General features: G+C 41.8%; 8 protein-coding genes. 5 read left to right on the forward strand and 3 right to left on the reverse strand.

Features of this window, described 5'->3' with window-relative positions:
- Positions 1-118: 118 nt before the first annotated feature.
- From pelA to FKG96_RS11840, 3 genes are read right to left on the reverse strand one after another with little or no spacing between them, the layout of a single operon-like run.
- On the reverse strand, positions 119-1,153 hold the full coding sequence (pelA, locus tag FKG96_RS11830) for a pectate lyase (RefSeq protein WP_130857568.1): 1,035 nt from the start codon (positions 1,151-1,153) through the stop codon (positions 119-121).
- A gap of 2 nt (positions 1,154-1,155) precedes the next feature.
- A complete protein-coding gene (locus FKG96_RS11835; RefSeq protein ID WP_130857688.1) occupies positions 1,156-2,790 on the reverse strand; it encodes a glycoside hydrolase 43 family protein in 1,635 nt (544 codons plus the stop codon).
- Between the two features lie 8 nt (positions 2,791-2,798).
- Complete coding sequence (locus tag FKG96_RS11840; RefSeq protein ID WP_130857567.1) at positions 2,799-3,797, reverse strand: pectinesterase family protein; 999 nt, start codon at positions 3,795-3,797, stop codon at positions 2,799-2,801.
- A 230-nt stretch (positions 3,798-4,027) separates the two neighbouring features.
- On the opposite strand from FKG96_RS11840, the gene FKG96_RS11845 reads away from it, so the two are divergent.
- The 5 genes from FKG96_RS11845 to FKG96_RS11865 all read left to right on the forward strand — a co-directional run bounded on the left by FKG96_RS11845 (position 4,028) and on the right by FKG96_RS11865 (position 15,649).
- Positions 4,028-7,018 carry a TonB-dependent receptor gene (locus FKG96_RS11845; protein ID WP_130857566.1) on the forward strand — a complete coding sequence of 997 codons (2,991 nt, stop codon included), beginning with the start codon at positions 4,028-4,030 and terminating at the stop codon, positions 7,016-7,018.
- A gap of 11 nt (positions 7,019-7,029) precedes the next feature.
- Positions 7,030-8,694: a RagB/SusD family nutrient uptake outer membrane protein gene (locus FKG96_RS11850; protein WP_130857565.1), complete on the forward strand. Its 1,665-nt coding sequence runs from the start codon at positions 7,030-7,032 to the stop codon at positions 8,692-8,694.
- A 386-nt stretch (positions 8,695-9,080) separates the two neighbouring features.
- On the forward strand, positions 9,081-12,182 hold the full coding sequence (locus FKG96_RS11855) for a TonB-dependent receptor (RefSeq protein ID WP_130857564.1): 3,102 nt from the start codon (positions 9,081-9,083) through the stop codon (positions 12,180-12,182).
- A 30-nt stretch (positions 12,183-12,212) separates the two neighbouring features.
- Entirely contained in the window at positions 12,213-13,895 is a 1,683-nt protein-coding gene (locus tag FKG96_RS11860) for a RagB/SusD family nutrient uptake outer membrane protein (protein WP_013666157.1), read from the forward strand.
- A gap of 122 nt (positions 13,896-14,017) precedes the next feature.
- Positions 14,018-15,649, forward strand: coding sequence for a glycoside hydrolase family 28 protein (locus tag FKG96_RS11865; protein WP_130857563.1), 1,632 nt, complete (start codon positions 14,018-14,020; stop codon positions 15,647-15,649).
- Positions 15,650-15,656 lie beyond the last annotated feature (7 nt).

Genomic DNA, 15,656 nt, shown 5'->3' on the forward strand with positions numbered 1-15,656 from the left:
ACTAAAGGTGGACTTGATGTGGACTTAACGTGGATTTAGACAACTTGATACCTTTTAAAAAAATGAGATACTAATTGTGAATGAGAAAGGATTTACAAAGATACGAATAATTACCCCATTAAAATTGGTTCAACTTCCATTTTTTATAGGTCTTCCTTACTTTATCTCCCCAATTTCCATACCAAGCATAGCCTACGCGGCGCTCGTTTTCAATAGCTGAAAGTGTCTGACGAGGTACACCATCGCGTCCGACAAATAAAGGTTCTTGCTGCTTTAAATCATAAAAGCGAGCCCAGCAGTCGGTTCCCGGTTGGTGAACCAGTACACGATCTTTTCCACTAGGTTGCGTTGAATCTTCAATAATTACAGCTTCTTTATTCTCAATTTTATGATCGGCAAACCATTTCACACCAGTTTCGATTGCTTCTATTAATAGAGGTGATTTTGGCTGGTCCATTAGGAAAAGCAAAACATCACTAGACTCAGCAGCAGCAAGCGAAGGTAATTCATAAACCCTCGCTTTTGCCGGTTGTAACCTATCTTTATCATATTGTGCTGCCCAGATTGTTTTTTGTCCGTTTATTATAACCTGCGTTTTCAATATACAATCGACACCCAAATAAAGTGCCTTTTTTGCCTTTTGCTTATAGTCTTCTCCAAGAATACCAAAGCTGTTTGTTGCTGCCACAATGTCTTGCATAATCCGCAAGACATTGATCATTGCGCGATCATTATACGTGATTTGCGATCGATAAAGATGGGTGTCGGGATAATACTGCGGCCACCCTCCATTGGGATATTGAGCTTCTATAAGATAATTAATGCCTTTTTTTGCCGCACTTAAATATAATTTATTCTGCGTTTTCTCATACGCCTTGATCAGGTAGCGGATTTCGCTACTGGTTGCATTATTATCTATCGTAGCATCCGTTAAATCTTTTTGTTCCTCAGCAAGCGCAATTTCTGATGTCGTAAATACATGCTGATAGTCCACTTTTTGTTTGTTGAAAAATTTGGACCAGCCACCGCAGCTTCTTTGTAATAACAACATGTTTTCAGCCGTTGGATCCGTTTTTTCCTGCTCCTGTACAAAACCAAAGGAGCAGAGCAAAAAAATTAAACTAAGCCACCGAAAACATTTCAACGCAAGCATACTTATTTTTCTATTCTAAACCAGTCGTAATCGCCCCATCCGGAATCGTTGATTTGGGTTGAACGGGTACTAAAAAGGCCAACTTTTGCGCCAATCCATTGCCCGGGAGTGGCCTTAAATAAGGCATCAATTTCTATAAATGTCTTGCCATCTTCGCTATAGCTAAACTGACATTGCGCGCCGGCATTTACACGGACACGAAGGTAAAGCGTATTTGTTTTTATTTTCGAGATAATTCTCTCCTTTTCTGTTGCACCTTTATGTGCATCTTTCGCTTCTCCGTATACCAGCGCTATGCCGTCTTGCCCGTTTTTTAGACTTAAATGGGCATAACTTTGCCCCATGATAATTAAACCGGTTTTTTCATCCTTTATTTTCTCATTCGGTGAGAAAGTGACCTTTGTGGTTGCTGTAAATACTTCCGTGGGAAATTTTTGTAATAATATATTTGGAACATCCCATAAATTGCGGGCGCTGTCCGGAGCCTGCTGTGTATAAAGTCGCAGTACGCCCTTTTCAGGATAAAAGAACGACCAAGTGGCCTTCGGATTGGCTTGCCATTGCCATTGTTTGCCCATGGCTCGATCATTGAACTCATCACTTTCGACAGGTGTTTGTATAGGATAGTTTTTTCCCACATTCGGTTTTTGATGGGATAAAACCGGTTCACCCGTTCCTTTTCCTTCCACATCTTTCCCTATAACAGGCCAGTCCTTTACCCATTTCATGGGTTGAAGATGCACCACTCTTCCATAAGCATCTTTATCCTGAAAATGAAGGAACCAATCTTCACCTTTCTGCGTGTCTACCCATCCACCTTGATGAGGCCCATTGATGCTTGTATTCCCTTGTTCCATGGCTACATGCCTTTCGTAAGGGCCGTAGATGTTTTTTGAACGTAGTATGAGCTGCCAGCCCGTGGCTACTCCGCCAGCTGGCGCCATGATATAATAATATCCGTTCCGCTTATAAAATTTAGGTCCTTCAATCGTAGGATCTAAAGCATGCCCATCATAAACAATCGTACCCTCGTCTAGGTTTTTTGTGCCATCAGCACTTAACCTCTTGATGGCTATGATACTTTTAATACCGGCGCGACTACCGGCATATGCATATGCAATGTAAGCTTGGCCATCGTCATCCCACAAAGGGCAAACATCAATCATTCCTTTACCTGCTTCAACAAGCACCGGCTCCTCCCAATCACCCCACGGGTCTTTTGTTTTGATCATATAGATGCCAAAATCAGGATCACCATAGTAGATATAGAACTCACCATTATGATGACGGATGGATGGTGCCCAAACCCCGTTGCCATGTTGCGTTTTTGAGAAGTGATCAAAGGGCGGCTGCCTTTTTAAGGCATGTCCAATAAGCTGCCAGTTTACCAAGTCCTTCGAATGTAAGATTGGTAAACCGGGAACGGCATCAAAGCTGGAAGCTGTCATGTAAAAATCATCACCTACCCGAATGACGTCGGGATCGGAATAATCGGCGTCAAGCACGGGATTCTTATAGGTACCGTTGCCCTGATCGGCCACCCAAACCTGCGAGACATAAGGCTTGTCTTGCGCTGTCGATTTTATGAGGGAACAAACTATTAACAATAAGGATAATAAGCCTGTGTTTCGTAGCATTTTCATGTTTACTTGTTAGTTGTCGGATTCCAAGGATCCTGGTAATTGAATATCTGCTTAAGCGTATAAGACTCTATGTCTTTTTCTGTCAGCTGTTTACTCCATTTCACGCGAGCTGCTGCATGAGCTCCCGGTCCTTCACTGTGGAATTCTGCATAATAAGCAGTTGATTCGTTTGCCGGGTTACGCCAGTTGTCCCATCCTTGCGGAAGGATATGTGGACCCATATGGCAGCGTATAAAGACTGTCTTGGCATAAGGGCGCCAAGGTCGGCCAAGATACACCTTCGTTGCTTCTTTATCTGCAGTAAGCTTGCAATCTAAAAAGACAAAGCCGAAGGCTTGCCGTGGTGTTGTGGATGCTGCTGTAATATACGAGTTACTTAAACTATGAATAGTACACCGTTGAAAAACTGCAGTAGCCTGTCCAAATATAAAATCGGTGGTTCCTTCAATATAACAATTGACGTAGTATTGTCGACTGTTTTCCGTGGCTGTATAGAGTGTGTCTTGATTCCCCAAGAGCCTGCAGTTTTTTATGACAACCCGATCCGCTTCCACATGCAAAGCCACTGCTTGGCCAACGCGACCCGCTGTATTTTGTATTGTCAGTCCTTCAGCGGTAAAATCATTTCCCTGCACCAAAACCGTATATGAATTATAGGTTGTAAAGGCTTTTTTTCCAAAGGCATCAACCGTATCCGTATAGGGCTTCCCGGAATAGTCTGCGTTAGTAATGATTGTTTGCCCGGTACCGTCTCCAATGAAAGAAATATTCGTTTTCCATGACGGGATAACTATCTTTTCTCTATAAACACCTTTTCGGATATAAATCCGAACCTGTTGCTGTGATAAGTCGCGCACGGCATTGACTGCTTCTTGAATCGTACGGAAGTCGCCATCGCCCTCTTGGCTAACAATAAAGCGATCCGGATAAACGGTTTGGGAAAAAATCGAATGATGAAATATACAGCCGAATATAATAATCAATAGTGCGATCCTCTTCATAATATATAGGAAGGTTATGGATTTTCTGATTGGTCCGTAGAACAAGAATAGGGAGAATTTTTATAATGCTAGCAGGGCAGAACGATAATTTTTACGCAATCGTTTCCGGGATCGATTGCGTAAATTTCAAGTGATGCCAACGTTGGAAATACACTGGGATAATTCTATACTTGCGAATCAGATGCTAAGCAATTAAAATCACAAGCCAAAATTAATACTAGCTAATCAAAATGATGCAATTACCTAAAAGAATCAGCAGTTTTTTTATTATGTTTTTTTGTCTGACGGGGATTAACTTATCCTTTGCGGTTGGACAAAATGGGACCGTTACAGGAAAGGTGGTCGATAAAGAAGGGTTACCCCTAATTGCTGTCAGCGTGTTGGTGAAAGGAACCACCACTGGCACCAGTACAAATAATCAAGGAGAATTCAGCTTAACACTGCCTGCGATGCCAGCTACCTTGGTTTTTAATTATGTGGGATACAAAACCCGGGAGATACCAATTGATGCACCAAAGAGATTATCAAATGTCGTGTTAGAAGAAGACGCAACTAACTTGGATGAGGTAGTAGTAATCGGCTATGGCACGGTTAAAAAAAGGGATCTCACAGGAGCAGTCACTTCAGTCGCGCGTGAAGAGCTAACAAAATTACCTACTACGAATGTAATGGAGTCAGTACAAGGAAAAGCGCCTGGAGTAGATATTGTGCGACAAAGCGGTTCTGCCACATCCGGTGTAAGCATTACTGTGAGAGGTAATCGCTCCATTACCGCTGGCAATGGACCACTCTTTATTGTTGACGGGATGCAATATTCCAGCATTCAGGATATCAACCCCAATGACATTGAAAGTATGGAAGTGTTAAAGGATGCCTCTTCCACTGCCATATATGGTTCAAGAGGAGCGAATGGTGTGATCATTGTCACCACCAAGCGAGGTGTATCCGGTGCTCCTAAGGTTTCCTTTAATGCTTATTACGGCGTACAAAACGTGGCGGGATATCCGCGCGTAATGAACGGACAGGAATATGTGGCTTTACGTAGGGAAGCTTATCGTACTACGGGTGTTTGGAGCAGTCCGGCCGACGATGCCAAAATATTCAGTAATGAGCAACTCAGTTTTATCGAAAACAATGTTTCTACCGATTATGCGGATATGTTATTAGGAACAGGACATCAACAGGATTATCAGCTAAACATTTCCGGGGGTACGGAGAAACTGAAATCTTACTTCTCGGTTGATTTTTTCAATGAAAAGGGACTATTCGAAATGGATGATGCCAGACGCTATACCGCTCGGTTAAATCTTGATTACCAAGTGGCCGGTACACTTAAAGTGGGAACGCAAACCCAGTTAACTTATTACGATCAAAACAAGCGTGCCGATCCGCTTAATCAGGCAAATAAAATTAGTCCGCTGAATACACCCTTTGACACAGAAGATAATTATATTATTTACCCCGGACAGGGTGGAGCCATCAACCCCTTGGCGGATGAGCAACCAGGCAATTACAAAAACAATGTAAAAACACTCCGTGTATTCCCAACCGTTTTTGCGGAGTTTAAACCCGTTGAAGGATTGAGTATTCGCGGTAACTTTGCAGTAAATCTTTCTAATTTACGCGATGGTTTATATGAGGGTTCCTACTCAATTCGTCGTAACGGAGCGAATTCACGCGCTACCTATGTGACAAACAATGGGTTAGGCTATAACTGGCAAGCAATTGTGAATTACCAGAAGACTTTCGGTGAACATGATTTCAGTATAACAGGTATCAGTGAATACCTTTATAATGATACCGAGAATGCGACAGCGCAAGGGGAAAATCAATTATTAGACAATAATTTCTTTTATAACCTTGGTTCGAATACGCAAAACCTCGCTATAACCAGCGCTTATACCGAAACAAAACTACTATCGTATGCCGCTCGGGTAAATTATGGTTATAAAGGAAAATACCTGTTGACACTAACGGCACGGACGGATGGTGCTAGTCAGCTGGCTGTAGGGAACAAATGGGACTTTTTTCCTTCTGTAGCGGGCGCTTGGCGTATCGTAGATGAGGGATTTATGAAGGAGCAATCGTTGTTTAGCGATCTTAAATTGCGAGCAAGTTATGGTGTTTCCGGCAACTCTTCAGTCGTTGCTTATTCATCGCAGAGTACGCTCACCAGAATCCCTTTTGCTTATGGTGACGCGTCTGCTCCTGGATACGGTTTTCCAAACAATTCACGAAACCCCCAGTTAGGTTGGGAAAAATCGGCTAACACCAATATCGGGTTGGACTTCGGATTGTTCAAAGGAAGACTAAACGGTACCTTAGAACTCTATCACACCAGTACGAGCGACTTATTGCTCGATAGAATCCTGCCACCTACTTCCGGCTATTCTTTCGTTACACAAAATATTGGTAAAACAGAAAATAAAGGTATTGAGTTTATGTTAAATGCGGCTCCAATAAGCAACAACCAATTTAAATGGAACAGTACGGTATCATTTACCAAAAATATTGAAAAGGTGAAAGAGCTGATCGATAACCAAGATGTGATCAGCTTGGATGCTCGTTACGTAGTTGTTGGCTATCCCGTTAATTCTTATTTCGATTATGAAAAGCTCGGTATCTGGCAACTAGGAGAAGAAGAACTAGCGGGTCAATATGGTCAAAGACCCGGTGACATACGAGTAAAAGATCAGAACGGCGATAACGTGATTACCGCAGATGGTGATCGCGTAGTAGTAGGCTCGCAAGTGCCTAAATGGAGCTTGGGTTGGAACAACGATTTTAGCTATAAAAATTTCGATTTAAACATTAATGTTTTTGCGCGCATTGGACAAATGATCAACGCCAATTACCTGACCCGATACGATCCCCAAGCCGTTGAAAATAGCACAGCTGATATTAGTTACTGGACACCCGAAAATCCTAGTAATCAATGGCCACGGCCTAATGCCAATTTAAGTAGAACAAGTATGCTCTATACTTCTACCTTGGGTTATACGGACGGCTCTTTTGTGAAATTGAGAAATGTAACCCTAGGGTATACTTTACCCACTTCCGTGACGGATAAATGGGGCTTAGCTAAATTGAAGGTATATGTGTCGGGTAGAAACTTGGCGATGTGGACCAAAACCATTAACGGATACGATCCGGAGCGTGGAGGCGGTGAATCAGCTCCCTTAACGCGCTTAATTGTGGCAGGTATTAATGTTAACTTTTAAAGGCTATTATAATGATTGTACATACTAGATATAAAACAGTTTTAATCGCTGCTTTTTTATTGGCAGCTGGACTAACTTCATGCAAAAAAATGCTTGATGAGGAGAACCTCAGTGGTATTACCGACGAGACTTTGTATACAACACCTAAAGGTTTTGAGACCTTGGTTAATGCCGCTTATAGTTATCAACGTTGGTGGTATGGTAAGGAGCGTGGCTATAATATAGGAGAAACTGGTACCGACTTATGGACCAATGGTGCGGGTGATGTATATCCGGATCTTACGACCTATCAAAATCTTCAAGCAACCAACGGCGCCTTACAGGAAGTATGGTCTAATTTTTACAAGGCCATTAATGTATGTAATGCCGGTATCGCAAGAGTCGGAAATTCGGGGATGGATCAGGCACTGCAAATACAGCGGACAGCGGAATTTCGATTTCTGCGCGCCTTCTATTACTATCACATTGTAGAAACCTGGGGAGGCGTCCATTTGACAACCGAGGAAACAGTAGGTGTCGTTACAGAAGCAAGGAAATCGAGTGTCGATGATTTTTACAACTTAATTATCGAAGATTTACGTTTTGCTGTTGATCATTTAGCGCCTACTACCGCTGATTATGGGCGCGTAACAAAGCCAGCTGCGGAGGCGTTTTTGGCACGTGTATACTTAACCAGAGGGTTGAATGCCGAAGCGGGTGCTTTAGCTAAAAAGGTAATTAGTGATTATGGTTTTGCTTTACTGCCTAATTATGCTGACTTATGGAGAATGAACAATCTCCAAAATAGTGAAATTGTTTATGCCGTTAATTATTCTTCTAATCTGAACGATAATGACAAACAGGACGATAATGTTTATCCGGATGGAGATAATAGAGGGTCAAATAGTGCCCATATGCTTTTCCTGATGAAGTATGATGATCAACCGGGAGTGATTAGAAGCTTGGAATATGGTCGGCCTTTTAACCGTTATCAGCCATCAAGATATTTATTATATCTTTTTAATGAAAACATCGATAGCCGATTTGAAGCCTCTTTTCAGAACGTATGGTATTGTAATCAACCGAATGCGTCGGGAAGACCTGCAGGGATGAATGTTGGCGACACAGCCGTATTTATTTCAAAGTATACGGTTCCGGCCTCGGTACGTGCAACAAAAAATTACACCATCTATGATGATGGCGATATTTATAATACAGATGGCTCATCGAAGAATCGGCTACGTTATATTTCACTTAAAAAGTTCATGGATAACACCCGAGGAAGTATAAACGAAGCGCAGAGTGTTCGGGATGCTTTTGTTATTCGCTTAGCCGAAATGTACTTGATCGTAGCCGAAGCTGCCTTTAAAACCGGCAATAACGAGGAGGCCGTGACTTATTTGAATATTATTCGTGAACGTGCTGCAAAAGAAGGACATAAAGAAGAAATGGATGTTAACGCTGCTGATGTAACGCTCGATTTTATATTAGAGGAACGGGCAAGAGAGTTCGCGGGAGAGCAGATGCGATGGTTTGACTTAAAACGTACCGGAAAATTAAAAGAAAGTCTGCAAAAATACAACCCACATGCGATTACTTATTTCAGAGATTATCATATGCTTCGTCCAATCCCTCAAAACCAATTAGACGCCGTAACCAATAAAAGTGAATTTACTCAAAATCCGGGATATCAGTAGCAGGTGGTTGAGTAGTTGAATAGTTGAGTAGGGAAGTAGTTAAGTAGTTGAGTTGTCAAGTAGGGAAGTGGTGAATTAGCCAATGTGATGATTAGCCAATGTGATGATTAGCCAATGTGATGATTAGTCTTTATACTTACCTGCTTACCGTCAGGCAGGTGTCCTGATACTTATATCTTGATTACTCAAATTAGCCTCCAGCATATTGCCTATTGCTTAAGGCTTAAAACTACGCAATCGTTGCCGGCAACGATTGCGTAGTTTTTTACGAGATCTCTTGAGGGGATTTCTTTTTTATCCATGTATCTTGTAGCTATCAACGAGCCAATCATAGCTTTTTGATTAACCAATAAATCCACAATTTCTATTAACTTATTAGAACCATTATGACTAAAAAATTATGGACGCTTTTTGGGCTCTTATTTTTCAGTTATTGCTCTTCGTTTGCCCAAACAAGATCAATTACCGGAAAGGTCGTCAATACAGCGCAAGAGCCGCTACCTGGTGTAACGGTAGCCGTAAAAGGAACAAGTACAACTACAAGTACAAATGATGTCGGAGCGTTTAACATACAGCTGCCAAATACGCAGAACCCCGTGTTAACCGTTACCTACCTGGGTTACAAAATGCAGGAAATTCCTATTAACGGACAACAAACCCTCACAATTACTCTAGAAGAAGATGCAACAGGTTTAGACGAGGTGGTCGTAGTCGGCTACGGGACGATGAAAAAAGGAGACCTTACAGGTGCCGTCGGTTCGGTCACTTCCGAGACTTTAAAAGCTCGTGGAACTACCTCTGCTATGGCTGCTTTACAAGGCTCTGTTCCGGGGGTCGATATCAGCTCCACCTCAACAAAACCCGGCGGTGGATTTAATATCCAGATCCGGGGGCAAAACTCGTTAGCGGGTGGAAGCCCTTTGTATGTTGTGGATGGCGTAGTGATGGGCGATATCAATTTTTTAAATCCAGCCGATATTGAGCAAATTGACGTTTTGCGTGATGCCTCTTCGACAGCCATCTACGGTTCGCGCGGCTCGAACGGCGTTGTTATTGTGCGAACAAAGAATGCTGGCAGTAATCATGGTTCGCGAATGTCAGTGACTTACGATGGTTTCTACGGCATTCGTAAAATTGCAAGATTACCGGATTTTATGAGCGGACGAGAATGGGTAGACTTCCGCACGTCGGCCTACTATACTTATAACACCAATTTAGGTCAGTATGAATTAACGCCCGCTAATAGAAATTCTGTTTTACAGCGAAGCCCGCTATTGGAACAACGTCTATTTGATGAAGATTATGAAGATTGGCTTGCTTTGGGTACACAAGATGGGCATCAGCAAAATCATTATGTAAATATTGGTGGAAGCTCAAGTGATCTAGCTTATAATCTCGGTTTAGGTTATCAAGATGAAGAAGGTAATTTTATCAACGAAAACCTAAAGCGATACAATATGAAATTGAGTATCGACCACCGGGGATCCAAGTTTTTTTCGGCAGGAGGTACCATTAATTTATCCCATACCGTTACTAATCAAGGAAGCCAGTACGGCTATCGCGATATTATGCGAATGCCCGTTATCTTGCGTGCGTATGATGATCAAGGTAATCTTATTCAACAACCCGGTATTGCCGCATCTATTCAAGGTAGTGGAAACTTTACGAGCTCACCCAATCCACTGCAAGAGATTAATAGCGGTAATCAAGAGACTAGACGGTATGACGTGTTAGCAAGCGCCTACGCGCAAGTAAACCTGTTTGATGGATTCTCTATAAAAAGTACCATCATGCCACGATTTACCCGTGAGCGAGTGGGACAATACTATGACGTTGTGCCAGGTAATAGGAACCAGAATGAGGCTTATCAACAAAATGATGAAAGTTTGGAATATACCTGGGATAATCAAATAACCTATAATAAGACCTTTAATGATAATCATCACTTAAATGCCACCCTTATAAACAGTTTTTATAAAACTCGATTTGAAAGAATACAGGCCGCTACCCAGAATTTACCTTACGATTCTCAGTGGTATAATTTATTTACAGGTAACTTAATGCGGGACAATTCACTAACTTCATATAACGAGTCTGGTTTGATCTCTTATGCCGCACGTGTTAACTATGATTATAAAGGAAAGTACTTAGTTACCGGAACAATCCGTTATGACGGAAGCTCTAAATTGGCCGACAAATGGGCCTCTTTTCCTTCCTTTGCACTAGGTTGGCGCTTATCAGAAGAAGAATTTATGAAGGCCGATTGGCTCTCCGATTTAAAGGCTCGATTTAGTTTTGGTTACTCGGGAAACAATAACGGAATTAGCCCTTACGGATCAATGCAAACACCGATTTCGGATGAATTGATATGGTATGATTTTGGCGATGGTAATGCAGTTTCCGGCCTCCGACCAGGCTATCCAGTCAATCCTGCAATTACGTGGGAGAAGACACGGGAGCTGAACTTCGGACTGGACTTTGGTTTTTTCAATCAACGACTTTATGGATCACTTGATGTCTATGATAAGTTGTCCGATGGCTTGTTAATGAGTAGATCGTTGGCTATTGAATCGGGTGTTGCTACCATGACAGATAATATTGGTTCAGTAAGCAATCGCGGAATTGAAATTTCCCTAAACTCAACCAATATCCGTACGCCTAATTTCCAATGGACTACCTCTCTGAATTTCGCTCATAATAAAAATGCCATCGAATCTCTTTATGGTAAAAAGGAAGATGTAATGGGCGAAAAAAGGTTTATCGGACACCCTATTGAGGTAATTTACGACTATCGTGTTGTAGGAATTTGGAAATCGGATGAAGTGGAGGAAGCTGCGCGATGGGGGCAACAGCCGGGTCAGGCACGAGTAGAGGATATTAACGGTGACGGCATTATTACAGCGGCTAACGACCGGGTAATTTTGGGTAGTCCTAATCCTAAATGGACTGCCAATCTTCGCTCAACTTTTAATTACAAAAGCTGGGATTTATCAGTTGATTTGTTTACTCGTCAAGGGATTTTTGTACAGGATCGATTTTTGGAAGAATTTGGCCCAGGTAATACGCAGCGTGGAAGACCTAAAATTCGCTTCGATTATTTCGTGCCTCAAGGGATCGATAGATACGATTGGAATAATTGGGGTACAAAAGAAGACGGATCTCCCTCGGCTACTTGGTCACCTACCGCTGGAAACGAAAACGGGAAATATCCGGCTATTAATAACGCCGGACCATATTATGGCAGTAACGGACAATATACTGACGCCTCTTTTGTAAAAATAAGAAACATTATCTTGGGTTACATGCTTCCAAGCAAAATGTTGTCGAAAGCGAAAATAAGTCAGTTACGCGTATACCTTAACATACTTAACCCATTCACTTTTACCAAATACGAAGGTTGGGATCCGGAATATGCAACTACCTCCTTACAGAACGGTAATGGTCCAAGTACAGTTACTTATCAATTGGGTGTAAATCTTAAGTTCTAATTTGATTATTGACGATTTAATATAACGATCATGAAGCGTATTTTAATATATATAGTTCTTACATTGTTACTCAGTGGCTGTAAGAAATTTTTAGAGGAAGATAATAAAGGAGGGATCACGAACGAAGAGTTCTATCGAACCGAGGCGGGTTATGAAACTTTAGTAACAGCCTCTTATTCATCCTTACGTGAGACGTTCCGACTAACTCCCTGGTTGCTGGTAGCGGGTACTGATATGTATCAACGAGCGAGAGGTACGGGTGATCGATCTATTCAGGAATACGAACAACTTTATGCCACGGATTCCTATGTAAAGGACTATTACCAACTCTGTTATAAAGCTATTCAAACTGTTAATATGGCTATTTTTTATAATGATATAGCCGAAATTGACGCGGAGAAAAAAGCAACTTACCTAGCTGAATTGCGCTTTTTGCGCGCTTTTTATCACTTTCTTTTGGTGGAGCAGTTTGGCGGGATCTATATTAATACAGAAGCCACTTTTGAACCGCGATTAAATATGCCGAGAAACAGCTTGGAGGAATGCTATACCTTTATCATTGGCGAAATGGAAGCAGCCCTTCCCCTTGTCGGAACAGCTAAGGCGCGAGTAAATAAAACAGTCATTAACCATTACTTAGCGAAAGTGCATCTCACCAGCGCATGGGACCTGAAACAAGCGGCTGATTTTGAAAAAGCAAAGACTTATGCCTTGGCTGCGATAAATGGCAAAACAATTAGTATTCCATTTGAGCAATTATGGAGCCCTTATAATGAAAATAATGATGAGATCATTTTTGCGATACAATATGATTTGGAATCCATTGCTTCCAGTACGGACGGAAACAATCAACAGGGTATTTTCGGTCCCTACTTAGGTGGATCCGAGCTAAATCATAAATACATGAGTGCTCAATTATACCCTTCCTGGAATTTACATACTTTTTATGGAGAGAATGACGCTCGATACGATGCAACTTTTATGCTAACCATTTATGATCAATATTTTGATTATTATGATGCCAGCAAAGATAAATCCAGCATCTTGATCAGAGCCTATTATCCGCGCGTTTGGGGTAGAGAATATACAAGCGCCGATTCTTTAGCGTGGGCAAATCAACACCAGGGACAAATAGCAAGTAATTTCCGGTATTACCCGTTTAAGTACGATGAAGAGGCTTATAGAGCCTTCTATGACGCGGATATGAGTACACCGGTTATTAAAAAGTTTGATAGTCCGCAAACTCGTACCATATTTCAGCAAACAGCCAGTGTGCGAGATATTGTATTGGCACGTTTGGCCGAAACCTACTTCCTTTATGCAGAAGCTTGTATTGGATTGAATGATTTCGCCAGTGCAGCAACTTATGTACAGGCGGTGTTGGATAGACCGGGTAATGCAAAAGACGGCGGACGGTTAAGTCCGAACATAGATATCGCCACAGCCGCTGGCCAAAGTCAGGCACTTGATGCTTATCTGATTGAAAGTGCGAAAGAGTTTGCGGGCGAATATTTAAGGTGGCCGGAGTTGAGAAGAACAGGGAAATTGAAAGAATTTTGTGCCAAATATAACTATGATATCAAACGGATTGGAGTCGATCGCGCCTTTAGAGGACCAGACGGTCAAGATAAGATTTTGCGACCGATTCCACAGGACGCTATTGATCTCAATGAAGCGGAAATCCAACAAAACCCAGGATACGAAGCCAGATAAAAAAACAGCGCAATCGTTATCGGTAACGATTGCGCAAATAAAGACCTTTAAATGTTTGAAAAGATTAGCGGATAGCCTTAGAATTGTAGGGGCATAACCGATTGATACCTTGATAATGCTTTATGAATAAGATACTGAAAACTGTTATACTCTTAATTTTTACCCATGGGGCATTCGCCCAAAAACTTGCTGAACCAACTGTCTCATTACCTACTTTTAAAAAGGATACGGTATCAATCACTGCTTTCGGAGCGATTTCCGGTGGACGTCATTTAAATACGGAATCGATTAATCAAGCTATTGATCAAACACATAAGAAGGGTGGAGGCGTGGTCTTAATTCCTGCAGGTGTATGGCTATCGGGGCCTATTACCTTAAAGAGCAATATAAACTTGCATTTGGCCGCTAACGCGTTGCTGCAGTTTACAAAAGATTTTTCGCAATATTCCTTGGTACAGACCAGCTGGGAAGGGATCCCGCAGATGCGGAACCAATCGCCTATATGGGCCTTAAATCAGCAAAATATAGCGATTACCGGGAAAGGGGTTATTGACGGAAATGGTGATGCTTGGCGAATGGTGAAAAAAGCGAAAATGACAGAAACGCAATGGAAGAAGCTTATAAGCTCCGGAGGCGTTCTTAACGAAAAAGGAGATATTTGGTATCCTTCTCAGAGTTCTTTGAAAGGAGCTTCTTATAAGGATCCCGGACTTGTGGAGAAGGGGAAAAATGCACAGTTCTATGAGGAAATAAAGGACTATTTGAGACCGAATATGATTTTGCTCGAGAAATGTGAGCGTATTTTACTGGAGGGTGTAACATTTCAAAATTCAGCTGCTTGGAATATCCATCCCTTAATGAGCGCCGATTTAACCATACGGAATATTAATGTACGCAATCCTTGGTATTCCCAAAATGGAGATGGCTTGGATATTGAGTCTTGTAAAAACGTACTGGTGGAACAAAGCACCTTTGATGTAGGTGATGATGCTATCTGTATTAAAAGCGGCAGAAATGAAGCGGGTAGGGAACGTGGTATGCCAACGGAAAATCTGTGGGTACGGAATTGTACGGTTTATCATGCGCATGGTGGTTTTGTTGTGGGAAGCGAAATGAGCGGCGGTGCGAAAAATTTATATGTTGACAATTGTACGTTTATCGGAACCGATATCGGTTTACGATTTAAAACGACACGTGGAAGGGGAGGCGTAGTAGAAAATGTATATATCAATAACATTTTCATGAAAGATATTCCCGGAGAGGCTATTCTGTTCGATATGTATTATGAAGCAAAGGATCCGATCGTGTTAAGTGGAGAACATCGGGAACCTCCTAAAGTGGAATTTTTGCCTGTTACTGAAGCAACACCGCAATTTAAGGATTTTTATATTAATAATGTGGTTTGCGATGGGGCAGCTAAAGCGCTCTTTATCCGAGGCTTACCTGAAATGCACATAAAGAATATTCAATTGACTAGGCTTGACATGGTTGCTAAAGAGGGCATCGATATACAGGAAGCATCCAATATAAGCCTGCGCGACGTAAAGTTGCAGGTTGAAGATGCTTCTAAGCAAATTGCCTATATTTTAAACAGCAATGATATAAAGCTGCATCAGCTAGAAGTGAAAAATGCAAATATCTTTCATCTTCAGGGCGAACGTACTTCTACAGTTGATGTGCAAGGCTTGACGGGAGCTCAACCGGTTATTAAAGCCGATTTTGGTGCCAATAAAAACGTTATAAACATTAATTAAGATAAGG

It is taken from the genome of Olivibacter sp. LS-1, assembly GCF_008245145.1.
GTDB classification, from domain to species: Bacteria; Bacteroidota; Bacteroidia; order Sphingobacteriales; family Sphingobacteriaceae; genus Olivibacter; species Olivibacter oleidegradans.